At 68.5% G+C, this 26,164-nt stretch carries 28 protein-coding genes; 18 read left to right on the plus strand and 10 right to left on the minus strand.

Annotated elements, in window-relative coordinates:
• The first annotated feature begins 21 nt into the window (after positions 1–21).
• Entirely contained in the window at positions 22–945 is a 924-nt protein-coding gene (locus LGY53_RS11835; RefSeq protein WP_374111167.1) for an inositol monophosphatase family protein, read from the plus strand.
• 304 nt (positions 946–1,249) lie between these two features.
• Here the strand turns inward: LGY53_RS11835 and cei are convergent, their stop codons facing one another.
• On the minus strand, positions 1,250–1,930 hold the full coding sequence (cei, locus tag LGY53_RS11840) for an envelope integrity protein Cei (RefSeq protein ID WP_225726699.1): 681 nt from the start codon (positions 1,928–1,930) through the stop codon (positions 1,250–1,252).
• 420 nt (positions 1,931–2,350) lie between these two features.
• Here cei and LGY53_RS11845 point away from each other — a divergent pair, with 420 nt between their 5' ends.
• Positions 2,351–2,653: a DUF4193 domain-containing protein gene (locus LGY53_RS11845; RefSeq protein ID WP_167476229.1), complete on the plus strand. Its 303-nt coding sequence runs from the start codon at positions 2,351–2,353 to the stop codon at positions 2,651–2,653.
• A gap of 86 nt (positions 2,654–2,739) precedes the next feature.
• Here LGY53_RS11845 and LGY53_RS11850 read toward each other — a convergent pair whose 3' ends face one another.
• A complete protein-coding gene (locus LGY53_RS11850) occupies positions 2,740–3,216 on the minus strand; it encodes a DUF3093 domain-containing protein (protein WP_225726792.1) in 477 nt (158 codons plus the stop codon).
• A 106-nt stretch (positions 3,217–3,322) separates the two neighbouring features.
• Here LGY53_RS11850 and dut point away from each other — a divergent pair, with 106 nt between their 5' ends.
• Entirely contained in the window at positions 3,323–3,796 is a 474-nt protein-coding gene (gene dut, locus LGY53_RS11855; protein ID WP_225726793.1) for a dUTP diphosphatase, read from the plus strand.
• 6 nt (positions 3,797–3,802) lie between these two features.
• Positions 3,803–4,657 carry a DUF3710 domain-containing protein gene (locus tag LGY53_RS11860; RefSeq protein WP_225726700.1) on the plus strand — a complete coding sequence of 285 codons (855 nt, stop codon included), beginning with the start codon at positions 3,803–3,805 and terminating at the stop codon, positions 4,655–4,657.
• A gap of 43 nt (positions 4,658–4,700) precedes the next feature.
• On the opposite strand, the gene LGY53_RS11865 is transcribed toward LGY53_RS11860, so the two are convergent.
• Positions 4,701–5,435, minus strand: coding sequence for an alpha/beta fold hydrolase (locus LGY53_RS11865; RefSeq protein WP_225726701.1), 735 nt, complete (start codon positions 5,433–5,435; stop codon positions 4,701–4,703).
• A gap of 127 nt (positions 5,436–5,562) precedes the next feature.
• Here LGY53_RS11865 and LGY53_RS11870 point away from each other — a divergent pair, with 127 nt between their 5' ends.
• From LGY53_RS11870 to LGY53_RS11880, 3 genes are all read left to right on the plus strand, one after another.
• Positions 5,563–5,940, plus strand: coding sequence for an OB-fold nucleic acid binding domain-containing protein (locus tag LGY53_RS11870; protein ID WP_167476225.1), 378 nt, complete (start codon positions 5,563–5,565; stop codon positions 5,938–5,940).
• A gap of 3 nt (positions 5,941–5,943) precedes the next feature.
• Positions 5,944–6,696 (plus strand): DUF3159 domain-containing protein, encoded by a 753-nt coding sequence (locus LGY53_RS11875; RefSeq protein ID WP_308102868.1) that lies wholly within the window; start codon positions 5,944–5,946, stop codon positions 6,694–6,696.
• Between the two features lie 169 nt (positions 6,697–6,865).
• Complete coding sequence (locus LGY53_RS11880) at positions 6,866–7,495, plus strand: sigma-70 family RNA polymerase sigma factor (protein WP_225726702.1); 630 nt, start codon at positions 6,866–6,868, stop codon at positions 7,493–7,495.
• Between the two features lie 21 nt (positions 7,496–7,516).
• On the opposite strand, the gene LGY53_RS11885 is transcribed toward LGY53_RS11880, so the two are convergent.
• Positions 7,517–8,188 (minus strand): TrkA family potassium uptake protein, encoded by a 672-nt coding sequence (locus LGY53_RS11885; RefSeq protein WP_167476222.1) that lies wholly within the window; start codon positions 8,186–8,188, stop codon positions 7,517–7,519.
• A gap of 2 nt (positions 8,189–8,190) precedes the next feature.
• Positions 8,191–8,856 (minus strand): TrkA family potassium uptake protein, encoded by a 666-nt coding sequence (locus LGY53_RS11890; RefSeq protein ID WP_225726703.1) that lies wholly within the window; start codon positions 8,854–8,856, stop codon positions 8,191–8,193.
• Positions 8,857–9,010: 154 nt separating this feature from the next.
• Here LGY53_RS11890 and LGY53_RS11895 point away from each other — a divergent pair, with 154 nt between their 5' ends.
• From LGY53_RS11895 to LGY53_RS11915, 5 genes are all read left to right on the plus strand, one after another.
• A complete protein-coding gene (locus tag LGY53_RS11895) occupies positions 9,011–10,999 on the plus strand; it encodes an APC family permease (protein WP_225726704.1) in 1,989 nt (662 codons plus the stop codon).
• A gap of 82 nt (positions 11,000–11,081) precedes the next feature.
• The gene (locus tag LGY53_RS11900) at positions 11,082–12,536 is read left to right on the plus strand and encodes a class I SAM-dependent RNA methyltransferase (protein ID WP_225726705.1); all 1,455 of its coding nucleotides are present in this window, start codon (positions 11,082–11,084) and stop codon (positions 12,534–12,536) included.
• Positions 12,537–12,629: 93 nt separating this feature from the next.
• The gene (locus LGY53_RS11905) at positions 12,630–12,836 is read left to right on the plus strand and encodes a hypothetical protein (RefSeq protein ID WP_225726706.1); all 207 of its coding nucleotides are present in this window, start codon (positions 12,630–12,632) and stop codon (positions 12,834–12,836) included.
• 67 nt (positions 12,837–12,903) lie between these two features.
• Positions 12,904–13,533, plus strand: coding sequence for a LysE family translocator (locus LGY53_RS11910; RefSeq protein WP_225726707.1), 630 nt, complete (start codon positions 12,904–12,906; stop codon positions 13,531–13,533).
• Between the two features lie 25 nt (positions 13,534–13,558).
• Positions 13,559–13,849, plus strand: a complete 291-nt coding sequence (locus LGY53_RS11915) for a DUF1330 domain-containing protein (RefSeq protein ID WP_225726708.1) — start codon at positions 13,559–13,561, stop codon at positions 13,847–13,849.
• Between the two features lie 7 nt (positions 13,850–13,856).
• Here the strand turns inward: LGY53_RS11915 and LGY53_RS11920 are convergent, their stop codons facing one another.
• Complete coding sequence (locus tag LGY53_RS11920) at positions 13,857–14,537, minus strand: SIMPL domain-containing protein (protein ID WP_225726709.1); 681 nt, start codon at positions 14,535–14,537, stop codon at positions 13,857–13,859.
• Between the two features lie 43 nt (positions 14,538–14,580).
• Positions 14,581–16,449 carry a glutaminase A gene (gene glsA, locus LGY53_RS11925; RefSeq protein ID WP_374111168.1) on the minus strand — a complete coding sequence of 623 codons (1,869 nt, stop codon included), beginning with the start codon at positions 16,447–16,449 and terminating at the stop codon, positions 14,581–14,583.
• Between the two features lie 438 nt (positions 16,450–16,887).
• On the opposite strand from glsA, the gene dxs reads away from it, so the two are divergent.
• The 4 genes from dxs to LGY53_RS11945 all read left to right on the plus strand — a co-directional run bounded on the left by dxs (position 16,888) and on the right by LGY53_RS11945 (position 21,154).
• Positions 16,888–18,780 (plus strand): 1-deoxy-D-xylulose-5-phosphate synthase, encoded by a 1,893-nt coding sequence (gene dxs / locus LGY53_RS11930; RefSeq protein WP_225726710.1) that lies wholly within the window; start codon positions 16,888–16,890, stop codon positions 18,778–18,780.
• Between the two features lie 63 nt (positions 18,781–18,843).
• Complete coding sequence (locus tag LGY53_RS11935; RefSeq protein WP_225726711.1) at positions 18,844–19,044, plus strand: CopG family transcriptional regulator; 201 nt, start codon at positions 18,844–18,846, stop codon at positions 19,042–19,044.
• Positions 19,041–19,433, plus strand: a complete 393-nt coding sequence (locus tag LGY53_RS11940) for a type II toxin-antitoxin system death-on-curing family toxin (RefSeq protein ID WP_225732610.1) — start codon at positions 19,041–19,043, stop codon at positions 19,431–19,433. Before LGY53_RS11935 ends, LGY53_RS11940 begins: the two co-directional genes overlap by 4 nt.
• Positions 19,434–19,591: 158 nt before the next feature.
• The gene (locus LGY53_RS11945; RefSeq protein ID WP_225726713.1) at positions 19,592–21,154 is read left to right on the plus strand and encodes a PQQ-binding-like beta-propeller repeat protein; all 1,563 of its coding nucleotides are present in this window, start codon (positions 19,592–19,594) and stop codon (positions 21,152–21,154) included.
• An 11-nt stretch (positions 21,155–21,165) separates the two neighbouring features.
• On the opposite strand, the gene LGY53_RS11950 is transcribed toward LGY53_RS11945, so the two are convergent.
• From LGY53_RS11950 to LGY53_RS11960, 3 genes are read right to left on the minus strand one after another with little or no spacing between them, the layout of a single operon-like run.
• Complete coding sequence (locus tag LGY53_RS11950; protein ID WP_225726714.1) at positions 21,166–21,522, minus strand: cupin domain-containing protein; 357 nt, start codon at positions 21,520–21,522, stop codon at positions 21,166–21,168.
• A 39-nt stretch (positions 21,523–21,561) separates the two neighbouring features.
• On the minus strand, positions 21,562–22,815 hold the full coding sequence (locus LGY53_RS11955; RefSeq protein WP_225726715.1) for an HRDC domain-containing protein: 1,254 nt from the start codon (positions 22,813–22,815) through the stop codon (positions 21,562–21,564).
• A 22-nt stretch (positions 22,816–22,837) separates the two neighbouring features.
• On the minus strand, positions 22,838–23,476 hold the full coding sequence (locus LGY53_RS11960) for a DUF3000 domain-containing protein (protein WP_225726716.1): 639 nt from the start codon (positions 23,474–23,476) through the stop codon (positions 22,838–22,840).
• A 154-nt stretch (positions 23,477–23,630) separates the two neighbouring features.
• Between LGY53_RS11960 and hemE the strand changes: the two genes are divergently transcribed.
• Positions 23,631–24,686 (plus strand): uroporphyrinogen decarboxylase, encoded by a 1,056-nt coding sequence (hemE, locus tag LGY53_RS11965; RefSeq protein WP_225726717.1) that lies wholly within the window; start codon positions 23,631–23,633, stop codon positions 24,684–24,686.
• Positions 24,687–24,780: 94 nt separating this feature from the next.
• Complete coding sequence (locus LGY53_RS11970; RefSeq protein WP_225726718.1) at positions 24,781–26,127, plus strand: protoporphyrinogen oxidase; 1,347 nt, start codon at positions 24,781–24,783, stop codon at positions 26,125–26,127.
• The last annotated feature ends 37 nt before the right edge of the window (positions 26,128–26,164 follow it).

The following is a 26,164-nucleotide window of genomic DNA, read 5'->3' on the forward strand; positions in this document are numbered from 1 at the left end:
GGTCACCGGATCTGTGATGCGATGGAGACCGTGCCGCAACCTTCATCGCAAGTTTTCGAACCGTCCGGTACCGACTCCGTCATCCTTCGTGGTGACGAGGCCGAACTGCGCCGCATCGCCGTCGAACTCGCCGAAACCGCCGCCGCGCACGTGCGCGCCCGGCGCCCCGAGGTCTTCGGGCCCGCGGGCGCACGGGCCGACGACGCGGTGCAGACCAAGGGCCATCCCACCGACCCGGTGACCATCGTCGACAAGGAATCCGAGGAGCTCATCCGGCGACTGCTCGCCGAGCGCCGCCCCGCCGACGCGATCCTCGGCGAGGAGGGCGGCGGCAGCATCGACGTGACCGATACCGAGGTCGTGCACTGGGTGGTGGACCCGATCGACGGCACGGTCAACTTCCTCTACGGCATCCCCGGCTACGCGGTCTCGGTGGCGGCCATGCGCGGCGGCCATCCGGTCGCGGGCGCGGTGGTGGACGTCGCGCTCGCGGCCACCTACAGCGCGGCGCTCGGTCAGGGCTCGACCCGTACGGACGCGGACGGTTCGGTCGAGGAGTTGCGCTGCAATCCGGTGACATCGCTGCCGATGTCGTTGGTGGCCACCGGCTTCGCCTACTCCACCAAGCGGCGCACCCGGCAGGCCGAACTCATCGGCGATGTGCTGCCGCATATTCGCGATATCCGCCGCTTCGGCGCCGCGGCACTGGATTTCTGCCACGTCGCGTCCGGCAGGGTGGACGCGTACTTCGAACACGGCCTCAACGCGTGGGATTGGGGCGCTGGCGCGTTGATCGCCGCCGAGGCGGGTGCGCGGCTGTCGGTTCCGCCCGCGACGGCGGGCGGTGCGGACGGGGATCTGGTTGTCGCCGCCGCGCCGGGCATCGCCGAGGAACTCGGCAAGCTGCTGGATCGGATCGGCGCCACCGAGCCGATTCCGGAGTAGCGTGATTCCCTGCGGGGCAAGGGATCCGGAACCGGTGACCTTCAATTGCCAACCGACACAGACTATCCCAGCTCCTGCACGAAAATAGCTGACCTACAAAGACATTCGGCCCGCGCCGCGATCTGGGTCGCGGGTCGCGGGCCGAGTGATGATGGAATTCGATCGTTTCGTAACACGTGATTTGGTAAGGACATGGGTAACTCGCCGGGTACGGGCTGACTCAGCCCGTACCCTGACCGTCAGCCGCCAACGTTACTCGAGTGGCACCTGAGTCTGGCCCAGAAACCCGGAGAGGCGGAACAGCTCAGCAGCGGGCCTGCCTCGCCGCGGCGAGCAGCTTCGAGTCGATGGCCGGGGAGCCGCCCGGCGCCGGATTCTTCAGCGACCGCAGCACCTCCTCGGCATCGGCGTTCGGGCGCAGCGATTCGCCGAACACCGAGCCGAGCACCAGATCGACGGTGTCGTCCTGGCGCTGGTCCTCGATGAGCTCCGCGCACGGTGCCACCAACTGGACCGAGGCGGCGGCCGGGCGGCCGTTCACGCCGAACCGGATCTGGCCGGTGCAGTTCAGGTCGCCGTTGACGTAGACCGGATCGTTACCGATTTGCACTCCGGGCGCGCTCGCGAAACCCAGATCGCCGAGCAACGAGGCGATATGCGTCGCCTGGCCACTCTTGTTGTTGGCGTTGAGCACCCGCACCTTCGACTGCAGCAGCGGTGCGGGATCCACATCCTTCAGGCGCGACTGCCCGACCCGCTGACCCAGCTGCGCCGGCTGCGGTGATTTCGTGTCGGTGGCCGGGGACGGCGAGTTGCACGCCATCGCGGTGTGGCTGGTGTCCTGCGTGAGGAACGCCTTGAACCAGACGATCGCGCAGATCAGCGCGAGCACCAGGACGAAGATTAGCCAGGTCTCGGGACGTCGGCGGATGAACGGTCGCCCGCTCGGATCGGTCGCGCTGCCCTCGGTGATCAGTGAAACCACGAGCACACTCTACGAAAATGTCGCCGGTTCCGTTGACGGCGGGCCGATGCGAAACGGGCCGGCGGGCGGATTATGTTGCGGAAGGTCTCGGCGAGCTCCAGCGATGGTGTCGATTACCCCTCAGTTTCGACTCGTGCGGGTTTTGGTTGCGACTTTTGCCGCGCCGTCCGCTATTGTCTGGCGGCCCAGATCGAATCATCGAGATGAATATTGGTGCTCGGTCGCGGGAACAAGAAGGGCATGTCCAGCGTTTACCCAGCGCTATCGGGTGTCGGTCAGCACGATCCGCCCTGATAGGCGAGCGGTGTGCGTGTGATGTGCACCACCGGCGGGGCGGTGCGGGTCCATCGATTCCGAGCAGGAGTCGAGGTTACCCGGACCGGTCCGGGATATACGGAGTAAGGACGAGGGGAAGACGACATGGCAACCGACTATGACGCACCTAGGCGCACGGAAACCGACGATGTGTCGGAAGATTCGCTGGAGGAGCTGAAGGCTCGTCGCAACGAGGCGCAGTCCGCCGTCGTGGATATCGACGAATCCGATACCGCGGAGTCGTTCGAACTTCCCGGCGCGGACCTGTCCGAGGAAGTCCTGACCGTTCGGGTGATCCCGAAGCAGGCCGACGAGTTCACCTGTTCCAGCTGCTTCCTCGTGCACCACCGCAGCAGGTTGGCCAGCGATGCCGGTGGCCAGCTGATCTGCATGGATTGCGCGGCCTGAGAACATAGGCGTCGAATCCGATCCGCGGCGCGCGGATCCGGGGCGGATCGATACCGAGGGGGCATCGATCGCACCGTGCGAATTGATCAGCCCGCGTTCGGCAAGCCGAGCGCGGCGAGGACCCGGTCCGGCCGACGCGTACTGACCAGCCAGTACGGGGTCGGATCGTCCGGGTCGTCGAGCACGAGCAGAACCATCGGTCCGATCCAGGGCCGATGCTGGACGTACGCGGCGGGGTCGAGCTGGCGGCCCAGCGCCGCGCTCTTGGCGGTGGGCGCCACCACGGCGGCGCGCGCGATGAAGTTCACCGGTAGATGCGCGCGACCGACGCGCAGTTCCGGCGTACCCGAGGCATCGGGGCCGACCTCGAGCCGGTGCCTGCTCAACCAGATCAGCGCCCAGGCGCCGAACGGAATCATCGCTACGACGGGTATCCAGATGCCGACCTTGGGGATCCCCATTTGGATTGTGGCCGTGATCAATCCGATGAACGCGAGCGCGATCGGCCACCAGTAGATGGGCACCCACTGGCGTTCCTGGTACGACTGCTGCTCTTGATCCATCGTCACGTCGCTGCGCTGGTCCGACACGAATCAACACTAAGTCACAGCGACATCGACCGTACGCGTAGGCTCGACAAACGTGAGCGACCTTCCACCGATTCCGCTTATGCGGCTCGATCCCGGCATCCCGATGCCGACCCGCGCCCACCACGGTGACGCGGGCGTCGACCTGTGCACCACCGAGGACGTCATCCTCGAGCCGGGGGAGCGGGTGCTGGTCGGCACCGGTATCGCCGTCGCGCTGCCGGTGGGCACGGTGGGGCTGATCCACCCCAGATCGGGTCTGGCGGCCAAGGCCGGACTCTCGGTGGTGAACACCCCGGGCACGGTGGACGCCGGATACCGGGGCGAGATCAAGGTATGCCTGATCAATCACGATCCGCGGACGCCGATCGAGCTGCGCCGGGGCGACCGGATCGCGCAGCTGCTGGTGCAGCGGGTGGAGCTGGTCGACTTCGTCGAGGTCGAGCGGCTCGACGAGACCGCAAGGGGAGCAGGCGGTTACGGGTCCAGCGGCGGGCATGCGAGCCTGGCCGCCGCGGGCGATGGGGCGGGCCGGGTGGCCGGCAAGGAGGCATGACGGGAAATGTTCGGTAAGCGAAAGAAGGCGTCGCGCCGCGACGCGGATGAGCACTACGACGAATACGAATCCGGCGAGTACGCCGACGATTACGCCGCGACGGACTACGTCGACGATCCGCCCACCGACGAAAACCCGATCGTCACCGGCGATTTCGGGGACGACGAGCAGGCGGGCCCCTACGACTACGACGATGTCGCCGAACTGCTCGCCGCGGTCGCCGAACAGCGGCTCGATCTGGGTTCGGTGATCCTGCCGGTGCCGCCGGGCGGGCAGCTGCAGGTGGAGATGTCCCCGGACGGCACACCGCAGGCGGTGCACCTGGCCACCGAATACGGGCGGATCACCGTCGCCGCCTACGCGGCGCCGAAATCGCCCGGCCAGTGGCGCACGGTCGCGGCGGATCTCGCCGAATCGCTGCGCAACGACGGCGCCAGGGTCGCGGTGGAGACCGGTCCGTGGGGCCGGGAGCTGCTGGCCATCACCGAGGGCGCGGATCTGCGTTTCATCGGCGTCGACGGATACCGCTGGATGGTGCGGCTGGTCGCGGCCGGTCCGTCCGGCGCGGCCAACGACGGCACCCCGCTGGTCCAGGCGGCGCGGGCCATCCTGCGCGAGACGGTGGTCCGCCGGGGCACCGATCCGCTGCCCGTCCGCGACCCGCTGCCGGTGGTCCTACCTCAGGAACTCGCCGAGCAGTTGGCCGCGGCACATCAGCAGCAGGTACTCGCCGCCCAAGCGCAGTTCGAGGCGCAGCAGCGCGCCGCCCAAACCGGCGCCCAGCCGGTGGTCCCGCGCATGCCCGAGGGCCCGCGCCGCGGTGCGGACGGATCGGCCATGCAGCAGCTCGGGCTGAATTAGCCTGCCGCGGCGACGATTCCGGGTGGAGGCAGCCCGAAATCCGTTATTTCCGAAGGATTTCGGCGAAGGAAGCGAGACCGCGGCGCCCGAGAATCGCTGGGTCGGTTCCCAACTCGTCCAGGGTGATTCGGTGGAGCTCCGACCGCGGCACGAGCCCGGCCCATTCCTCGGCGACGCCGACGGGGTGCACCGGATCGTCGACCGCGGTGACGATCGACACCGGCGTCGGCAGCCCGCGCAACAGTTCGGGCTCCGGCCACTTGTACGAGGCCGCCTCGTCCAGCGCCTGCGGCAGATCGGGCCACTGCGCGCGCCATGACTGGGTGAGCGCGTCCGCCAGCCAGCGCGGGCTGCTGGCCCGCATGCGCTCGGTGACCGCGTCCAGCCCGTCGGCGCGCAGCTGTTCGGCCGTGACGGCGGCGCTCAGGGCGGCGGGACAGGCCGCGGTGTCCGGGCCGGTCCAGCCCGGTAGCGCGGCGACGACCCCTATCGTCTGTTCAGGGTGCTCGGCGGCCCATTCGACGGCGATGGCGGCGCCCAGCGAGATTCCGGTCACCAGGACGGGGCCGGTGCGGGCGGCGGCCTCGATGGCGGCGCGGCAGCTGGCAACCACGGCACGCGGATCCGGTTCGACCGCGACGAGTTCGAATCCCCGTGCGGTGCAGGCCGGTTCGAAGGCGCGCCGGACGAAGTCGGCGTCCGATCCGGTACCCGGCAACGCGAGGATTACCGGGGTATGGCCGGGGGTATCCGGGTCAGTATGTGGGGAGACGAACATCGGACCGAGCGTAGCGGGGGTGCCACTGCCCATCTACAGTGGCGGTGTGCGACCAGCGAACTGGTCGTCACTTCGGAACCACGACGGCGTGCGACCCACGCCGTCTGCTCTAGCAGGAGAGCGTGAAATGCCATCCGCAGCCCTAGGTTATTTTCGCCGTCTGGGCCGCAGACTGACCGAGGATATCGATCGGTTGGACGCCGAGGAACTGGCCGAGACGGTCGACGCGTCGGGAGCGTGCCGGGCGTCGGAGTGTCAGCGCGGCGCCGAAGTGACGATGCTGGGTAGGCTGCGCAGTGTCGAGGCGTGTCCCAAGTCGGCGGGCGCGAGCCTGCAGGCGGAATTCTTCGACGGCACCGATGCCATCACCCTGGTGTGGATCGGCCGCCGCCGGATTCCCGGAATCGAGCCGGGCCGCCGCATCATGGTCCGTGGCCGGGTCGGCGAACGCGACGGCCGCAAGGTGATCTACAACCCCTACTACGAATTGCGCGGGAACAGCTGACATATGCCATCGAGCGAGGACAACGGCGCGGATCTGCGCGCGACGCAGCATCCCGACTTCCGGACGGCCGACCCGGAGCTCGTTGCGGCGGTCGACGGCACGTTGAGTGAAGCGTTGGACGCGGTCGTCGAGGACGAATCCGACGACGAGGCCGAGCAGACGCTCCTCGAGCAGCTCGGCGGGTTCAGCGGCCTGATCTACTCGACGCTGCCGGTGCTCGCATTCGTTCCGGTGAATTCGTTCTGGGGTTTGGCCGCGGCGATCTGGTCGGCGCTCGGCGTCGCCGCGGCGGTGCTGGTGTGGCGGTTGGTGCGGCGCAGCCCGATTCAGCCCGCGATCTCCGGATTCCTCGGCGTCGGTGTGTGCGCGTTCATCGCCTACCGGATGGGTGAGGCCAAGGGCTTCTTCCTGTTCGGCATCTACACCAGCCTGGTGTACGGCGGCGTCTTCCTGGTATCGATCCTGGTGCGCTGGCCGCTGGCCGGTGTCATCTGGGGTGTGTTGAACGGCCACGGCAACGCGTGGCGTTCGGACCGGCGGGTGGTTCGGCTCTACGATCTGGCCACGGTCACCTGGGTGGTCGTCTTCGGCGCCCGCTACCTCGTGCAATCCCAGCTCTACGACACCGATAAGACGGGCTGGCTGGCCGTCGCGCGCATCGGCATGGGCTGGCCGTTGACCGCGCTCGCCCTCGCCGTCACCATCTGGGCGGTCCGCCGGGCCGGGCATCTGCCCGCGAGCACCGTCGCGGCCTGAAAATCTCGGCCGCGAAATCTCCGCTGCGGCAAGGGCGAATCCATCAGGGTGCAAGACTCACCCAGGGAGGTGGGGGACTACCCACCCTGGGGTGTCTGGTTGGTGAGCCGGGTTCATATGACGATCGTTTGCGAGGCCAGAAACGCAACGATCGGAAAGGAACTCGGACGTGGCAACCGAGCACTCCCCTGCGGCACTGTCGCAGAAGAACCCCAATCCCGCGCACTCGGAGAGCAAGCGGGTCTCGGCCGAGCTGGACAAGCTGATCGGCCCGGCCGCGGCGGGCGACCGCCGCGCCATCACCGAGATCGTCCGGATCGTGCATCCGCTGGTGCGCCGCTATTGCGGTGCCCGCCTCGGCAATACCTCACATCTGCACGTGACCGCCGACGATGTGGTGCAGGAGATCCTGCTCGCCACGGTGAACGCCATTCCGCGCTACCGCGATCAGGGCAAATCATTCCTGGCGTTCGTGTACGGGATCGCGGCCAACAAGGTGGCCGACGCATTCCGCCGGGCCCAGTTGCACCCGATGTACCCGACCGCCGATGTGCCGGATGCGGCGTCCAGCGCGCCGGGTCCGGAGGAGTGGGCGCTGGCCGACGAACGCCGCATCGCCACAAGGGAATTGATGAAGGTGCTGGCGCCGGCGCACCGCGAGGTGCTGGTGATGCGGATCGTGCTCGGCTGGACCGCGGCGCAGACCGCCGAGGCCATCGGCACCAGCCCCGGCGTCGTCCGGGTGATGCAGCACCGCGCGCTGAACAAGCTGCGCGCGGAGCTCAAAGCCGCGTCGTAACGCTCAAAACGTATCGGGGTGTTATGTTTTGAGCCCTTGACCGGCCAGCGCGGCGCGCAGCTCCTCCTCGGCTTCCTGTGCGGTGACGAACAGCAGCTCGTCCTCGCCCTCGAACGGGTCGTCGGGCTGCGGCACGATCACCCGCCCGCCGCGCAGGATGGTGACGAGCGCGGTATCGCGCGGCAGGGTGAGCGCGCGAACGGGCTTGCCCGCCAACGCCGTATCGGCGGGCAGCGTCAACTCCACCAGATTCGCCTGGCCCTGCCGCAGCGTCATCAGGTGGATCAGATCGCCCACCGAGACGGCCTCTTCGACGAGGGAGGCGAGCAGCCGCGGGGTGGAGACGGCGACGTCGACGCCCCAGGAGGCGTCGAAGAGCCATTCGTTGCGCGGATCGTTCACCCTGGCCACCACGCGGCGCACGCCGAATTCGGTTTTGGCCAGCAGGCTGTGCACGACGTTGGCCTTGTCGTCGCCGGTGGCGGCGATGACGACCTCGTAGGTTTCCAGGCCCGCCTCCTCCAGCAGCGCGAGTTCGCAGGCGTCGGCGTGCACCCACACCGCGTCGGGGATGGCTTCGGGTTCGATGTGGTCGAGCTGCCGTTCCAGCAGCATCACCTCGTGCCCGCCGCGCAGCAGTTCCCGCGCGATCGATCGGCCGACTGCGCCGGCTCCGGCGATGGCCACTTTCATGTTCAGTCCTCGCTCACGGGTGGCTTGCCGGCCAGCGCGACGGCCTCGCCGACGCTGCCGGAGGTGGCGGCCACGTAGACGGTGTCGTCGGCCTGGACGATGGTTTTGCCGTCGGGCAGCAGGCCCTGGCCGAATCGGATCACGAAGGCCACCCGGGCGCCGATGGCCTGCTCGAGATCCCGGACGGTACGCCCGTACCAGTCCTCGTGCAAGGGCAGCTGGGTGACCGCGACCGTGCCGGTGGGGTCGCGCCAGGTGGTGGTGCTGGTATCGCCGATGAGCGTGCGCAGGAACCGGTCTGTGGTCCACGGCACTGTCGCGATGGTCGGAATGCCGAGGCGCTCGTACACGGCGGCGCGTTTGGCGTCGTAGATGCGGGCCACCACCCGCTCGACGCCGAACATCTCCCGCGCCACCCGCGCGGAGATGATGTTCGAATTGTCGCCGGATGACACCGCGGCGAAGGCGTCGGCGCGTTCGATTCCGGCCCGGGTCAGCACATCCCGGTCGAAGCCGACGCCGGTCACCTGCCCGCCCGGAAAATCCTGGCCGAGGCGCAGGAATGCGCTGGGGTCCTTGTCGATCACGGTGACCTCGTGACCCACCCGGACCAGGGCGCGCGCGAGGGATGAGCCGACGCGGCCGCACCCCATGATCACTACGTACACCGTGGAACCTCGCTCCTGGAACATGGCGTTCGGTCTGGTTGTCTTCCGGCAGCACGGTACCGGTCAACTCTCACCACCGCCCATGTTCCCCCTCCCGGGCGCGACGAAACAGGCTGGCCGCGCCCTTGCGCCGAACGCCGCTAAGCTACCTCCAGTGTCGAAGTTGACGACCGCCGCCAAGCGCATGCTCCTCGGGCGGCCCTTCCGCAGTGACTCCCTGGGGCACACGCTGCTACCGAAGCGGATCGCGCTGCCGGTGTTCGCCTCGGACGCCATGTCGTCGGTCGCGTACGCGCCGGAAGAGATCTTCCTGGTGCTCTCCGCCGCCGGACTCTCCGCCTACGTCTACGCGCCGTGGGTCGGGCTGGCGGTGGCGTTCGTCATGGCGGTGGTGGTGGCCAGCTACCGGCAGAACGTGCACGCCTACCCGTCCGGCGGCGGCGATTACGAGGTGGCCACCACGAACCTCGGGCCCAACGCCGGGCTGACCGTCGGCAGTGCGCTGCTGGTCGACTATGTGCTCACCGTCGCGGTGTCGATCTCCTCGGCCGCATCGAATATCGGGTCCGCGATCCCGTTCGTCGCCACCCACAAGGTGCTGTTCGCGGTGGTGGCGATCCTGGTGCTGACCGCGATGAACCTGCGCGGCGTCCGCGAATCCGGCACGGCGTTCGCGATTCCCACCTACGCGTTCATCGTCGGCATGTTCATCATGCTCGGCTGGGGGCTGTTCCGGATCTTCGTGCTCGGCGACCAATTGCGCGCCGAATCGGCGGGTTTCGGATTGAAGTCCGCGGACGAGAACGTGTACGGGCTGGCCTTCGTCTTCCTGATCGCGCGGGCGTTCTCCTCCGGCTGCGCCGCGCTCACCGGTGTCGAGGCGATCAGCAACGGCGTGCCGGCGTTCCGTAAACCCAAGTCGCGCAACGCCGCGACCACCCTGCTGCTGCTCGGCAGCATCGCCGTCACCCTGTTGATGGGCATCATCGTGCTGGCGCGCAAGATCGGAGTCGTCTACGCGCACGACAACTCCGACCTGACCGGCGCGCCCGCCGGCTATGAGCAGAAGACGCTGATCGCGCAGCTCGCCGAGACGGTGTTCCACGGATTCCCGGCCGGATTCTTCTTCATCACCACGGTCACCGCGCTCATCCTGGTGCTCGCCGCCAACACCGCGTTCAACGGATTCCCGGTGCTCGGTTCGATTCTCGCGCAGGATCGCTACCTGCCCCGGCAGCTGCACACCCGCGGCGACCGGCTCGCCTTCAGCAACGGGATCCTGTTCCTGTCCGGCGCGGCCATCGCATTCGTCGTGCTGTTCGGCGCCGAGGTGACCAAGCTCATCCAGCTCTACATCGTCGGTGTGTTCGTCTCGTTCGTGCTGAGCCAGACCGGCATGCTGCGGCATTGGACCCGATTGCTGCGCACCGAAACCGATCCGTCGCAGCGGGCGCGGATGATCCGCTCCCGGGTGATCAACGGGGTCGGGCTCACCGCCACCGGCGCGGTGCTCGTCATCGTGCTGGTCACCAAGTTCTTCGCGGGCGCCTACATCGCCATCTTCACCATGGTGACGATCTTCGTCATCATGAAAATGATTCACCGGCACTACGATTCGGTTTCGCGCGAGCTGGACGAGCAGGAATGGGACGGTGTGCTGCCCAGTCGCTCCCACGCGATCGTGCTGGTATCCAAACTGCATCTGCCCACCCGCCGTGCGCTCGCGTACGCCCGCGCCACCCGGCCGGACGGGCTGGAGGCCGTGACGGTCAACGTGGACGACGCCGACACCAGGAAGCTGGTGCGGGAGTGGGAGCGCAGCGATATCACGGTGCCGCTCAAGGTGATCGAATCGCCCTACCGCGAAATCACCAAGCCGGTACTGGAATACGTGAAGCGGGTGCGCAAGGATTCACCGCGCGATGTGGTGACCGTGTTCATCCCCGAATACGTGGTCGGACACTGGTGGGAACAGGTGCTGCACAACCAGAGTGCGCTGCGGCTCAAGGGGCGGTTGTTGTTCGAGCCCGGTGTGATGGTGACCAGCGTGCCGTGGCAGTTGAGCTCGTCGGCGCGAGCCAGGACGCCGCGCGCGGTGAACGCCCCGGGATCGGTGCGGCGCGGATTCGAGGACCACAGATGAGGTCGGCAGCTCCTCCGCCTTGTCAGGCGACGAGCTGGCCCACGGAGGCATCCGGCCGGACTTCGACACAGGGCCTGACGACATGACCGACTGGTTGGGCGCCGCCTTCGAGGTGCGGGTCGGGCCGCCGGGGCACGGCGGTTTCTGCGTCGCCAGGCACGACGGCCGGGTGGTGTTCGTCCGGCACGCGCTGCCCGGCGAACTGGTGCGGGTGCTGGTGACCGAGGACCGCGGCGGATCCTTCTGCCGCGCCGACGCGATCGACATCCTGGAGGCCGCCGCCGAGCGAGTGCCCGCCACCTGCCCGGTATCCGGGCCCGGCGACGCCGGATGCTGCGATTTCGCACACGCGACACCCGCGGCGCAGCGCGGGTTGAAGGCGGCGGTGGTCGCCGAACAGTTGCGCAGGCTCGCGGGCATCGAGCGAGAAGTGGTGGTGGAGCCGATAACCGGCGCGGGCGATGCCGTCGGCGGTTGGCGCACCAGAGTGCGTCTGGTCGTCGACGATGCGGGCCGAGCGGGCGTGCACCGCTATCGCAGCACCGACATCCTGCCGGATCTGCGCTGCCCACAACCGGTTCCGGGGATGCTGGACGGCATCGCCGACCGAACCTGGACGCCCGGAGCGGATTTGGTGCTCGCCCTCGACGGTGCCGGGGTGCGGCACGTCGTCGAGCTCGCGCCGACGGCGGTGAACTCATCGGAAGCTCGTGCGGCGCAACGAAACCGCAACGACCGCCCCGGAAATCACCGGGAGCCGCGCCGGAAACGCGACCGCCCGACGACGGTCGAGCCGCCCGAACATCGCGGGCGTGGTCGCCGTGCGGACGATTCAGTGGATCCGACCGCTGGTGGAAAGCCTTGGCGCGCGGCGGATTCGGTGGGCCGATCCGGTGACGAGCGGCGGCGCAGCGCGGCGGCGCGGCGGGCGGCGACGCATGCGGCGCGGGACGAATGGGTGGTGATCGGCACCGGGCGGGCCGTGGAGTATGTGGCGGGGCGTCGGTGGGAGTTGTCGGCCACCGGGTTCTGGCAGGCGCATCGCGGTGCGGCGCAATGCTATTCGGATGTGGTGGCGGAGTGGTCCGGGTTGCGACCGGGCGATGTGGCCTGGGATTTGTACAGCGGTGCAGGGGTTTTCGCGGCTCGCATGGCCGAGATCGTCGGGCCGACCGGTGCGGTGCGCGCGGTCGAATCGGCCCGACCCGCCGTCGCCGACGGCCATGCCGCCCTGCACGACCTGCCCTGGCTGGATCTGCGGGCGCAGCGGGTGGAGCGCTGGGTGCGCGAACAGTCCGGTGCGACACCGGATGTCGTCGTACTCGACCCGCCGCGCGCCGGTGCGGGCAAGGATGTGATCGCCGCGGTGACCGACGGCGCACCGGACCGCATCATCCACATCGGTTGCGATCCGGCCTCGTTCGCCCGCGACCTGCACCTCTATCTGACGGCCGGATATCACCTGACCGAACTGCGCGCCTTCGACGCCTTCCCGGCCACCCACCACGTCGAATGCATCGCGCTGCTCGAACGCTGACGCGGTGCGCGCTGCCGACAAGATCAGGTGTAACGAACCTGCCGGTGTCAACCGATTTTGTCGGCAACGGCATCAGGCGCGGGTGAGGGTGGCATGGTCGAATCGGTACGGCAGCGGGCGTGGCAGGGACGCGCCCGATGGTGGCTTTCGGTGCTACGTCAGGTGGCCGGTGCCGCCGCGGCGCTCGCGCTCATCGTGGTGCTGCTGCAGTTGCGGGCGCCGCAGCCGACCGACCCGGCCGCGCCGGTGATGCAATTGCCCGCCGTATCCGCGCCGATGGACGGATCCGTCCGGGGCTGAGCCCGGCGGAGGCCACCCCGCAATCGATGCCGTGCGGTCGCCGTGGCCCGCATGCGATGCTCTTGCGGTGACTTGGTCGATGATTGGTGGGTTCGCGGTAACGGTATTCATCGGTGCGATGGTGCCGGGGCCGACGACCGCGCTGATGATCCGGCGCAGCGCACTCGGTGGCACCCGGGCGGCACTGCCGATCATCGGCGGGATGGAAATCGGAATCCTGTTCTGGGCGTTGGCCTCCGCGCTCGGAGTCTCCGTGCTGGTGGCGGCCAGCGATGTGGCGTTCCTGGTGATCCGGGTGGTCGGGGCGGTGGTGCTGATCGGGCTCGGCGTGCAGGCGTGGCGGGCGATCCGGCGGCCGGTCGCGACGGAGGAGGTCGACGAACAGGCGGTGCGGGCCACCAAGTGGCGAGCGGCGTCGATCGGGTTGCTGACGAATCTGGCCAATCCGAAATTGGCGGTGTGGGCGTTCGCGTTCTATCCGCAGTTCGTCTCGGCGGGCAGCAATATCCTGCTCACCACGGTGCTGCTCGGGCTGCTGCACATGGTGATCGACGCCACCTGGTTCACCCTGCTCGCCACCTTCGTCGGCCGCGCGCGCAATTTCTTCAACCGGACCCGGGTGCGGCAGTGGCTGGAGGGCGTCACCGGAACGATCCTCATCGGGCTCGGACTGCGGCTCGCGGTGAGCGAGATCTGACCGCCACACGGTGCTTGAATCAGGTATGACCGTATATGCCGTAGTGCAATTGAAGTTCACCGACCGGGCCCGCTACGACCGCTACGTCGAGCGATTCATGGACGTATTCGGGAAATTCGACGGAACCCTGCTGGCCGCCGACGAGGCGCCGAAAGTTGTCGAGGGCGAGTCCGACCGGGAAAAGGTGGTGATCATGTCGTTCCCGGACGAACCGTCCTTCCGGGCCTGGGCGGAGTCACCCGAATACCAGGAGATCGCGAAAGACCGCTACGCGGGCGCGGATTCGGTGGCCTTCCTGGTACAGGGACTCGGCTGACGCGCCCTCAGTCGAGCAGCCAGGTGGCGCGGACCGTCGCGGAGATCTCACTCTCGCCCAATTCCACCGGAACCGGCGCCGCGCCATACCCCTCGGCGAGCGACATCGCCCGCACCTGTGTCTTCGGCGCGAAAACCGGTGCGGACGCGGTATTTTCAGTGATCTCCAGCACTGATCCCAGTGTCCGCCGCGCCCGTTCGGCGTATTGGGCGGCCTTGGCGAGCGCATCGTCCCATGCCGCGTCGCGCGCCTGGGCCAGCAGCCCGGCCTGATCGGCGAAGGTCAATGTCAGCCCGCCGAGCCGGACATCGTCGCCGCCCGCCTCGACACAGTCGGCGATGACGGCGGCGGGTCCGGGATCGGCGTCGTCACCGATTTCGCGCAGCACGACCGTCAGATCCGTCGTCGCGAGATAGCCGGTGATCCGGTTGCCCTGACCCTCGGTCCAGACGGTTTCGGTGTGCACCGATAGTCCGCTCGTCGCGATATCGGCCGAGCCGACGCGGTTGGCGCGCAGCGAGCGGGTGACGGCCGCGACCCGCTCACCCGCCTGGCCGTAGGCCGCCGCGACCTTGCCGGCCCGGCATTCGACGGAGATCGTGACCCGCATCAGGTCCGGGGTGGCACGCACCGAACCGTGCCCGAATGTGGTGACCGTCGCGCGATCGGATTCGTGCTTCTTGCCCAAGGTGGCCTCCTACTGTCGTTGCCCTGCCAACGAGCGAACCCGTTCAATAGTCCCCGCCGCGCACCGCGATCGCGCGCACCGCCGCGTCCATCTGCGCGTACGCCCCGGCCGCGAGCCGTTCCAGCAGCGCGAGTTTCAGCTCCGGCGCCCGCTCGGTGAGCTGGTCGAACCGCGCCGGGCGCAGTACCGCGACCCGCACCCCGGATTCGGCCCGCGCCTCGTTGACGAACGGGCTGCCGATCAACATCGGAATCTCACCGAACGACATACCCGCCGACAGCGAAACCAGCCGGTGAGCGCGCCCGTCGGCGCCGGTGAAACTGATCCGCACCCGGCCCTCCAGGATGAGGTAGAGCCCCGACCGCGCACTGCCTCGCTCGGCGATGGTCTCGCCGCGCGCGATCGTGCGGACCTCGAATTCCTTGGCGAGCCTGGCTCGGTCGCCGGGGTCCAGCGCGGCCAGCGCCGGATGATCCTCCAGCGCGATCGAGGTGCACACCGGATCGTCGGCGGGGCGGTAACGCGCGAGCACGATGTCCTCGCACCATTCGGTGGCGGTGTCGCGGTCGATGAACACCCGCCCGCGCGGATCGGCCGGGTCGAGGCTGGACACCAGGTGTCCGAGCTTTCCGTCCGGGTCGACGATGGCCACCTGGCAGCCGGTCGCGGCGAGTTCGCTCTGCAGTTCGTCGAGCATGCGCACCGCGATCGAACTCACCTCGCCGACCCGGCGCAGATCCACCACCAGCGCGACCAGTTCGCCCGCCTGTTCCTCGATGGTGCGCACGGCCCGCTCGGCGCCCGCGAACAGCAGGTCGCCGTGCAGTTCGTAGATCCGCGCCCGATATCCGTGCTCGGCGAGCACCGCCAGCTCGTCCGGGTCGCGCCGCAGCCGCGACGGAACCTCGGCCACCGTGTATTCGGAGCGGATCGCCGCCCGCGCGGCCCGGGTGACGTGCAGGAAGTGCAGTTCGAGCCGCTTCGACAGCTCCCGGCACGCGGTGACCCCGCGCACGCTGTTGCCGTGCGGATCCAGCCGGGGCGAATACACCGCGATGCCGATCTGGCCGGGCAGCACCGCCAGGATGCCGCCGCCGACACCGCTTTTCGCGGGCAGCCCGACGGTACTCACCCAGTCGCCGGCCGCGTTGTACATGCCGCAGGTGGTCATCACGCTGAGTACGCGTTCGGTGAGCGCGGCCGAGAGGGCCCGCTCCCGGGTGATCGGGTTGACTCCGTTGTTGGCCAGGGTCGCGGCCATCACCGCGAGATCGCGGCAGGTGACATCCACCGAGCATTGGCGGAAATAGCGGTCCACCGCCTCGTCCGGATCGGAATCGATGATGCCGAACGAGCGCAGCATGTAGCCGATCGCGCGGTTGCGGTATCCGGTGCGCGCCTCGGAGTGGTAGACCGCGTCGTTCATGGTCAGGTCGCGTCCGGCGAAGCGGGAATAGCAGTTCAGGATGCGGTCGAAGCGTTCCGCCGCGTCGCGGCCCTTGATCAGCGATGCCGCGGTGATGGCGCCCGCGTTGATCATCGGATTGCGCGGGCGTTCGGTGACCGGGTCGAGGCTGATCTCGTTGAATGCCTCGCCGGATGGTTCGACATCGATGCGGTCGGCGACGGCGGCCAGTCCGCGGTCGGCCAGCGCCAGCGCGTAGGTGAACGGTTTGGAGATCGACTGAATGGTGAACGCCGTCGCGACATCTCCGGTGCCGTATATCCGGCCGTCCGCGGTGGCGAGGCAGATGCCGAACGAATCCGCTTGCACCGCAGCGAGTTCCGGAATGTAATCGGCCAGCTCGCCGGATCGGTCGGCGCGGCAGCGGGCGTACACGTCATCGATGATCCGGCCGACGACACCGGCGGACGGCGGGCGCCGCCCGGCGTCGGGCGACTGCGGAACCACCTCTTCGGGCTCGGCCACCCGCTCACTCTATGCGGTGCGCGTCGCGCGCCGCGCGGCGGCATCGCGCCCCAAAGGCCCTGCGTCGAAGTCCCATCCGGCGCCTCCGTGGCCCAGCTCGCCGCCTGGCCGCGTTGTCGTCGCCGCCGATACAACCCCGGTATCGGCGGCTCCTCCGCCTTGCCAGGCGACGAGCTGGGCCACGGATGCATCCGGCCGGACTTCGACACAGGGCCTAGTGGCGGTGCAGTGGCAGCGCGAAGCCGCCCGCGCGTAGGGGTCCGGCCGCGTAATGTGTTCGGACACAGCCGCGTAACGTGTGTCGAGAGTTACATTTCCGCGCGATGTCGGCTGGTGGGATCGCGCGGGGCGGCCGGGGCCATCCGACCGCTCCGTAGACTGTTCGGATCAAGATGCGCTATCCGGAGGGAGCGAGTTCAGGTGGGAGTGCTTTCCCGGGTCGATACGCCCGAAGATCTGCGCCGGCTGACCGTGCCGCAAGTGCGCGAGCTGGCGGCGGAGATCCGTGAGTTCCTGGTGGAGAAGGTCGCCGCGACCGGCGGGCACCTCGGCCCGAACCTCGGCGTCGTCGAGTTGACCATCGCGCTGCACCGGATCTTCGACTCACCGGCCGACCCGATCGTCTTCGACACCGGACATCAGGCCTATGTGCACAAGATCCTCACCGGACGTAAGGACCAGTTCGACGGGCTGCGCACCCGCGGCGGACTGTCCGGCTACCCCAGCCGGTCCGAGAGCGAACACGACTGGGTGGAGTCCTCGCACGCGTCGGCGGCGCTGTCGTATGCCGACGGACTCGCCAAGGCCTTCGGGCTCACCGGTCAGCACGACCGGCATGTCGTCGCGGTGGTCGGCGACGGCGCGCTCACCGGCGGCATGTGCTGGGAGGCGCTGAACAATATCGCCGCCGCCGAGCGCCCGGTGGTGATCGTGGTGAACGACAACGGCCGCTCCTACGCGCCGACCATCGGCGGCCTGGCCGACCGGCTCACCGCGCTGCGCACCCAGCCCGGCTACGAGCATGCGCTCGACGCGGGCAAGAAGTTGCTGAAAAGCATTCCGCGCGTTGGCGAATCGGCCTATTCGATGGTGCACGCGGTGAAGGCCGGGATAAAGGACGCGGTGAGCCCGCAGGAGCTGTTCAGCGATCTCGGGCTCAAATACGTCGGCCCGGTGGACGGGCACGACGGGGTCGCGCTGGAGGCCGCGCTGCGCCGGGCCAAGGATTTCGGCGGGCCGGTGATCGTGCACGCCGTCACCCAGAAGGGCCACGGGTACGCGCACGCGGAGAATCACGTCGCCGATCAGATGCACGCGTGCGATCCGATCGACCCGCTCACCGGGCGGGCGCTCGGCGGTCCGAAGGCGCTGGGTTGGACCAGGGTCTTCTCCGAGGAGCTGATCGCGCACGCCGAGCGGCGCGACGATATCGTCGCGATCACCGCGGCGATGCCGGGCCCGACCGGGCTCGCCGCATTCGGTGAGCGCTTCCCGGACCGGATGTTCGATGTCGGCATCGCCGAACAGCATGCGATGACCTCGGCGGCCGGGCTCGCGCTCGGCGGGCTGCATCCGGTGGTCGCGATCTATTCCACCTTCCTCAACCGCGCCTTCGACCAGTTGCTGATGGATGTCGCGCTGTTGAAGCAGCCGGTGACGGTGGTGCTCGACCGGGCGGGCATCACCGGTCCGGACGGCGCGTCACACAACGGGATCTGGGATCTGTCGGTGCTCGGCATCGTCCCCGGTATCCGGGTCGCCGCGCCGCGCGACGGCGCGACGCTGCGCGAGGAATTGGCCGAGGCGCTCGCCGTCAGCGATGGTCCCACGGCCATTCGGTTCCCGAAAGGCAGTGTGGCCGAGGACCTTTCGGCGGTCGAACGGCTCGACGGGGTGGATGTGCTCCGGCTGTCGGAGAGCGGGCCCGCGCAATCGGTGCACGGCGACGTGCTGATCGTCGCGGTCGGGCCGTTCGCGCACACCGCCGTCGCGGCGGCGGAACTGCTCGGCGGCGAAGGCGTTTCGGTGACCGTCATCGACCCGCGCTGGGTGCTGCCGGTCTCGGACACCATCGTCAAACTCGCCGAGAACTACCGGATGGTCGTCACCCTGGAGGACGGCGGCCTGCACGGCGGCATCGGCTCCACCGTCTCCGCACGGCTGCGCGCCGCCGGCCTCGACGTGCCCACCCGGGATCTCGGTGTGCCGCAACAATTCCTGGACCACGCCTCGCGCGGCGAGGTACACGCGGACCTCGGGCTCACCGCGGAAGGTATCGCCCGGCGCATAGGTGGCTGGCTCGACGCTCGGTAGGGCTTCCGGTGGTTCGGGTCACCTGGTGACCCGAAGTGGTACCACCGTAGTACCATGGTTGGCATGGCGATGAACCTGCGACTGACCGAACAGAATGAGCTCGCCTTGCGCGCCCAGGCTGAGGCCGAAGGCCGCAGCATGAATGCCGTCGTCAACGTGGCCGTGGCCGAATACGTCGAGCGATGGCAGCACCGTGACGCGGTGCGGACCGAGATCGCCTTCATGATGGACGAGCATCGAGAGCTGTTGGACAAGCTCAAGTGAGCGAAATCCGATATCTCGGGATCGAAGACGTTCTCGAAATCGCCTACCAGGTGACCGAGGGCGCTGCCGTCGTGCGTGATCCGGGTCTGCTGCAGGCGGCCGTGTTCAGGTACCGCACAACAGTATTCGGTGAAGACGCATACCCGACTCTGTTCGACAAGGCAGCGGCATTACTCGAATCGCTGGCACGCAATCACGCACTGATCGACGGCAATAAGCGAACCGCCTGGGGCGCGACGGCTGTGTTCCTTGGTATCAATGGGCACCGTGTCACCTTGCAAAACGCGCCTCTGTCCGAAACCTACCCGTTCATGATCGCGGTCGCGACGGGTGAACTCGGGTTGGACGAGATCTCCACCACGCTCGCCAAGTTCGCTGGATCGGTTTGATCGACGCGTCGGTGCAGTCGACTTCGGCTGCGGCGATGTGCCAGGTCTCGTACGCGTCACAGTCGGGTAATGCATTAACCGCATGACGAGCTGGATCGGATGCCAGGTGGGACGCTGTCCATACGATGTATTGGGTCAAGGCTCTACGGGCATTGCGGATGCCCGCTCTCGCGGTCGCGGCGGCGTTGCTGGTGTCCGGGGTTCCGTCTGCCGCCGCCGGATCGAATTCGGACTGGACGATGTGGCAGTTCGATCTGCGTGGGTCGCGCTACAACGCGAACGAGTCGACGTTGACGCCCGCGAATGTCGGTTCGCTGCAACTGAAGTGGGCTTTCGCCTTTCCCGGCGCGATCGCCCAGTCCAGTCAACCGGCGGTCGTCGACGGCACCGTCTATTCCGGCGGGCGGGACGGGAAGATGTACGCGCTGGATGCGAAAACCGGTGCGACGAAATGGATTTTCGATACCGGCACCGCGCTGGAACACATCCCGGACTACGGTTTGCGCGACGGGCCCGCCGTGGCGAACGGCCTGGTCTACTTCGGTGATAACGGGGCCAATGTGTGGGCGGTCGACGCCGCGACGGGCGCGCGGCGGTGGATGACGCAGGTGGAGACGCACCCCTTCTCGATCATCACCAGCTCACCGCTGTACTTCGACGGCCATATCTATATCGGCGTGTCCAGCCAGGAGGAGGGCCCGGCGGGGGTCGATCTCTACCCGTGCTGCACCTTCCGCGGCAGCGTCGTATCGTTGGACGCCGCGACCGGGGCGGTGCAGTGGAAGTACTTCACCCTGCCGCCGCAGCAGGATCTCGGGCCGTTCGCGAGGCCGGAGTTCGTGCCGAGCGGTGCGGCGGTGTGGTCCTCGCCCACCATCGACCCGGACACCAGGACCCTCTACTACACCACCGGTAATCCGTACAGCGGCGAGAATCCGCAGGGCGCCGAGGCGATCGGCGCGGTGGATATCGATACCGGTCAGGCCCGCTGGATACAGCGAATGACGCCGGGCGATACCTGGAACGTCCGCTGTGTGCTGCCGCCATCCGGCGGGAACTGTCCCACTCCCGGACGCGATTTCGATTTCGGTACCCAGCCCAATATTTTCGCGATCAACGGCCGCACCGTCGTCGGCGCGGGCCAGAAGACCGGTATCTACCATCTACTCGACGCGGCCACCGGGGCGATCATCTGGCAGACCCAGCTGTCGGTGCCCACCTCACCGCTGCCGACGCCGGGCGCCGAGTCGCTGGCCGGAATCCAGTGGGGCGCGAGCTACGACGGCAATCGACTCTATGTGGCGACCTACGGCGCGAATCCCGGCACCCTGTTCGCGCTGAATCCCGCTACGGGACAGCTCATTTGGAGCACACCCAATCCGGCCAACGGCTGTCTTATCAATCTGCCTCCGGTGCCGATGGATCCGTTCTGTCAGCTGTCGATGCCCAATGCCGTCTCGTCCTCGCCGGGCCTGGTCTACGAGGGCAGTATGGACGGCAAGATGCGGGTGTTCGCCGCCGACACCGGGGCGATCCTGTGGGAATACAACACGGCCGGAGTGCATTTCGACACCGTCAACGGTGTTCCCGGTGTCGGCGGCGGACTCAACGGCAACGGTGCGGTGGTCGCGAACGGCATGCTGTACACCAATTCCGGCTACGGACATCCGATCACGACCGGCATGCCCGGCAATATGCTGCTGGCATTCGGGCTGCCGTAACCGAATCCCGTTCAGCTGCCGGGGAATTCGACCTCGGGCTCCTGGTCGGCCGACAGCGGGAAGTAGGCGAGGAACACCACATCCTCGTCGAGGGCGTCGAAGCGGGCGATTCGCACGCCCTCGGGTTCGAAGAACACATCGCCGGGGTGCAGGACGACTTCCGGCTCGCCGTCGATCTGGTAGGCGACCGAACCGCTGACGATACTGCCGACAACGGGACCGTTGTGCACATGGAGTCCGGCCGCCGCACCTGCCGGCATCCCGATCCGCCGCACCTGAATTCGCTCGGTCGGCTTGGCGGGGGTGAGCTCGGTGTCGAGCACGATGGTCCGAGAGAAAGCGGCGAGCTGTTCGGTCGATTCAGGCACGATCGCCAGAGTAACCTATTCAGCCGGTTACGCAAAGGTTCACGGCTGTGGCATCAGCGCCTGAGTGAGCCGCGGTACGGCGAGTTCACGCTGCCAGGGGCGGGCGCCGCCGGATTTGAGGAATCCGTCGATGGCGGTCGCGAGATCGTCGGGGGAGTCCGGTATCCGGTCATAATCGGGCAGGCCGTCCCAGCACAGTCGCCGCACCAGATCCGGTGAGAGCAGGTTCTCCACCGGGATGGACACCTCCGTCGACAACTCACCCATCGCCGCGCGCGCCTTGTTGAGCCGTTTGGCGGCGGCCGGGTCGCGGCGCTCCCAGCGGTTCACCGGCGGCGGACCGTCGAATGGCTGGGTCAGCGGCGGCAATTCGCCGTCCGGCAGGGCGCGCGCCCGATCGACGGCGCCGAGCCAGTCGCGGGAGTACCGGCGTTGCCGCGGCCCGCCGAACACCGGCAGCGCCCGCAACTGCGCGACCGAACGCGGCTCCGCGGTCGCCGCCGCGATGATCGCCGCGTCCGGCAGGATTCGCGCGGGCGCCACATCACGGGCCCGCGCGAGCGCATCTCTGGTGTGCCACAATTCGCGCACGGTGGCCAGCTGTCTGCTGCGGCGCAGCGTGTGGATACCGGAGGTGCGCCGCCACCGGTCGGCCTTCGGCGCCGGCGGCTCGGTGATCCGGATGTGCTCGAATTCCTGTGCGGCCCAATCGGTCTTACCTTGCAGCTCGAGTTCCACCGCCACCGCGTCGAGCAGTTCGAGCAGCAGTTCCACATCGAGTGCGGCGTAGTTCAGCCAGTCGTCCGGCAGCGGTCTGGTCGACCAGTCGGCCGCGCCGTGCCCCTTGCGTAGCGCCCGGCCGAGCAGCCGCTCCACCATGGCCGCCAGCCCGACCCGCTCGAATCCGGCCAGCCTGCCGCCCAATTCGGTGTCGAACAGGCGGGCGGGCCGTAAACCGAGTTCGGCGAGGCCCGGCAGATCCTGATCGGCCGAATGCAGCACCCATTCCAGGCCGTTGATCGCCGCAGCCAGCGGTTCGAGCGCATCGGTGACCGGGATCGGATCGATGAGGAAGGTGCCCGCGCCCTTGCGGCGCAACTGGATCAGATAGGCGCGCGCCGAATAGCGGAAACCCGAGGCGCGTTCGGCGTCGACGGCCAGTGGACCGGAACCCGCCGCCAGTGCCGCGGCGGCCGCGGCGACCTCCGCGGCGGTGTCCAGAACCGGAGGAACACCCTCGGCGGGTACGAGCAAAGGCTCGGCTGCGTTCTCTGGTTCTTCTGCTACCGGCATAAGCCTGAACTTTACGTTGCGGTCAGTTGGGCTCGCCGGTGGTATGGGACTGCGGCCGCAGATGAGTTATCCCGGCGGGCGGCAACCCCGCGGCATAGGCGAGTACTTCACAGAACGCTTCGACATGCGGGCGCATTTCCGTCGTCGTCGCCGTCCACGAGGCGCGCAGCTCCAACTGGTGTGCGCGCGGCGGCCCGGCGATATCGCCGTAGCGCACCGAACTGGTCGCGGTGACCGTGCCGCCCAGCGCGGTGAACGGCTCCGATCTCGATTCCAGCGCGTCGACCAGCCAGCTCCACGCCACCTCCGGCAGCAGCGGATCGGTGGCCAGCGCCGCATCGATATCGGCCTGGATGTAGGCCACCAGCCGGAATGTGCCGTGCCATGCCTCGTCGCCGTCCGGATCGTGCAGCAGGATCAGCCTGCCGAACGCGTCGCCCTCCGAATCGGCGGGCACCACAGCGGTTTCCGGATGTTTGACCTCGGCGCCGACGGCATACGAATACGGTGCGAGGCGTTGCGGCGGCCGAATCGGTGCGAGCTCGATCCGGGGGTGCACGGTTGCGGTGCCCATCGCATCGACCGCGGCGCGAAAGCGTGCCGGCTCCCCGTTGGGTCCCTCGGTCGGTGCGGCGCCGTCGCGGAAGTCGAGCGGTGTCACAGAGGGGACGGTAGACCCTGGGCACCCGGCGCAGTCGGAGGCGCGCCGCTCAGTGCCGCATAGTGATACAGCGGGATATTGCCGCGACATCGCGGACGCCGCCGGGATACGGCCGCAGGCACGCCGCGTGGGGCGCCGCATACGATGACGGGTGATGAGCACATATACGCGCCGCCGGTTGTCCGACGCTCCGTTCCTGGCCGCCGCCACCGGCGCCACACCGTCGCGGCGTCCGGTGTGGTTCATGCGACAGGCCGGACGTTCCCTGCCGGAATACCGCGAACTTCGCAACGGCATCGGGATGCTGGAATCGTGCTTCGATCCGGAGCTGGTGTGCGAGATCACCATGCAGCCGATCCGCCGGCACGGCGTCGACGCCGCGATCCTGTTCTCCGACATCGTCGTTCCGCTCAAGGCCGCCGGAATCGATCTCGATATCGTCCCGGGCGTCGGGCCGGTGATCGCGTCGCCGGTGCGCGACGTCGCCGATGTGCGTGCGCTGCCGCGGCTGCGGCCCGAGGAGGTCGGCGCGGTCGCCGAGGGTGTGCGGCTGCTCACCGCCGCGCTCGGTGACACCCCGCTGATCGGATTCGCCGGTGCGCCGTTCACGCTCGCCTCGTATCTGGTCGAGGGCGGGCCGAGCAAGAACCACGAGCGCACCAAGGCGATGATGCACGCCGACCCGCAGACCTGGCATGCGCTGCTCGGCGCGCTCACCGATATCACCATCGTCTTCCTGCGCGCGCAGCTGGCGGCCGGTGTCGACGCCATCCAGCTGTTCGATTCGTGGGCGGGTGCGCTGTCGTTGGCCGACTACCGCAGGTTCGTGCTGCCGCATTCCGAGCGGGTGTTCGCCGAGGTCGCCGACGCCGGCGTGCCGCGGATCCACTTCGGCGTCGGCACCGGCGAACTGCTCGGCGCGATGGGGGCGGCGGGCGCGGACGTGGTCGGCGTCGACTGGCGGGTGCCGCTCACCGAGGCGGTGCGCCGGGTCGGACCGGGAAAAGCGTTGCAGGGCAACCTCGATCCCGCGGTGCTGTTCGCGGGGCAGGAGGTGATCCGGGCCGAGACGCGCCGGATCGTCGGGGAGGCCGACGAGGCGATCACCATGGGCGCGGCAGGACATATCTTCAACCTCGGGCACGGGGTGCTGCCGGACACCGATCCCGGCGTGCTGACCGAGCTGGTGGGATATATCCACGAACTGTGAGGTTCGGTTCGGGCGGAAATCGGTCCGAGCGGTCGGGCGGACACTCGCGGGACCGGTGGTGGGCGCGGCCGGGGCGAGGGGTTACGGTCGGGACATGAGAATCGCGGTGATCGGCGGTGGCATCAGCGGGCTAGTCGCGGCGTATCGGTTGCGCACCTTGCTGGGAGCCGGGGCCGAGATCCTGGTGATCGAGCGCGGTGATCGGCTCGGCGGCATTCTCTACACCGGCGAATTGGCCGGGGAGCCAATGGATCTCGGTGCCGAGGCGTTCGTCGGGCGCCGGCCGGAGGTGCCGGGGCTGCTCCGGGAGCTGGGTCTGGAACCGCAGCTGGTCGTGCCGTCGGGGGTGCGGCCGTTGATCTGGTCCGGCGGGCAGACGCATGCGCTGCCGGAGCGGACGCTGATGGGCATCCCGTCCAACGCGGAATCCGTGCGCGGACTGGTCGACGAGGAGACGCTGAAAAAGATCGCCGCCGAATCGCATCGGCCGCTGGAATGGCTGCCCGGATCCGATATCGATGTGCACAGTCTGGTCGCGGAACGGTTCGGCGCGCAGGTTGTCGAGCGCAGCGTCGATCCGCTGCTCGGCGGCGTGTACGCGGGCAGTTCCCGCACGATCGGGGTGCGGGCCGCCCTACCCGGGCTCGCCGTCGCGCTCGACGGCGGCGCGCCGAGCCTCAGCCACGCGGTGGCCGCCGCCATGCCGCCGCCGTCCACCGCACCCGTCTTCGGCGGCATTCGCGACGGTTACCGCGTGCTGCTGGATGCGCTCTCGGCCCGGTCGGGAGCGAAATTCCTGACGGCGACGGCGGTTTCGCGGCTCGCCAGGACCGAACACGGCTGGATCGTCGACCCGGTCGGCGCGGTGGACGCGGTGGTACTCGCCGCCCCGGCGCCGGTGACGGCGCACCTGCTGACCAGCGCGGTACCCACCGCCGCCGCGGCCGCCGCGGAAATCCAGCTGTCCTCTTCGGTGGTCGTCGCACTCGCCCTGCCGAAGGACACCGCGCTACCGGAGCACTCCGGCATCCTGGTCGCCACCGGAGAACCGTTGCGCGCCAAGGCATTCACCCTGTCCAGCCGGAAATGGCCGCATCTGGCCGCCCGCGAAACCGCCCTGGTTCGCGCCTCGTTCGCCAAATTCGGGGACGACAGCCCGCTCGGCTGGTCCGACGCCGATCTCGTCGCGGCCGCCGCCGACGACCTAGCCACCGTCACCGGTATCCCCATCACCCCGCTATCCGCCGCCGTACAACGCTGGCCGGGCGGCCTCGCCCAATACGCCCCCGGCCACACCGAACGCGTGGCCACCATCGAATCCGCCGTCAACGACTCCGACCGTCTCGCCGTCGCGGGCGCCTACCTCCACGGCGTCGGCGTCCCCGCCTGCGTCGCCTCCGGCACCGCCGCCGCCCAACGCATCGCCGCCATGCTCAGCTGAACCCCAACGGTTTTCGAGCGTCCGGTGGCAACCCAGT

This window comes from Nocardia sp. JCM 34519.1 (assembly GCF_020361265.1).
Lineage (GTDB): Bacteria > Actinomycetota > Actinomycetes > Mycobacteriales > Mycobacteriaceae > Nocardia > Nocardia arthritidis_A.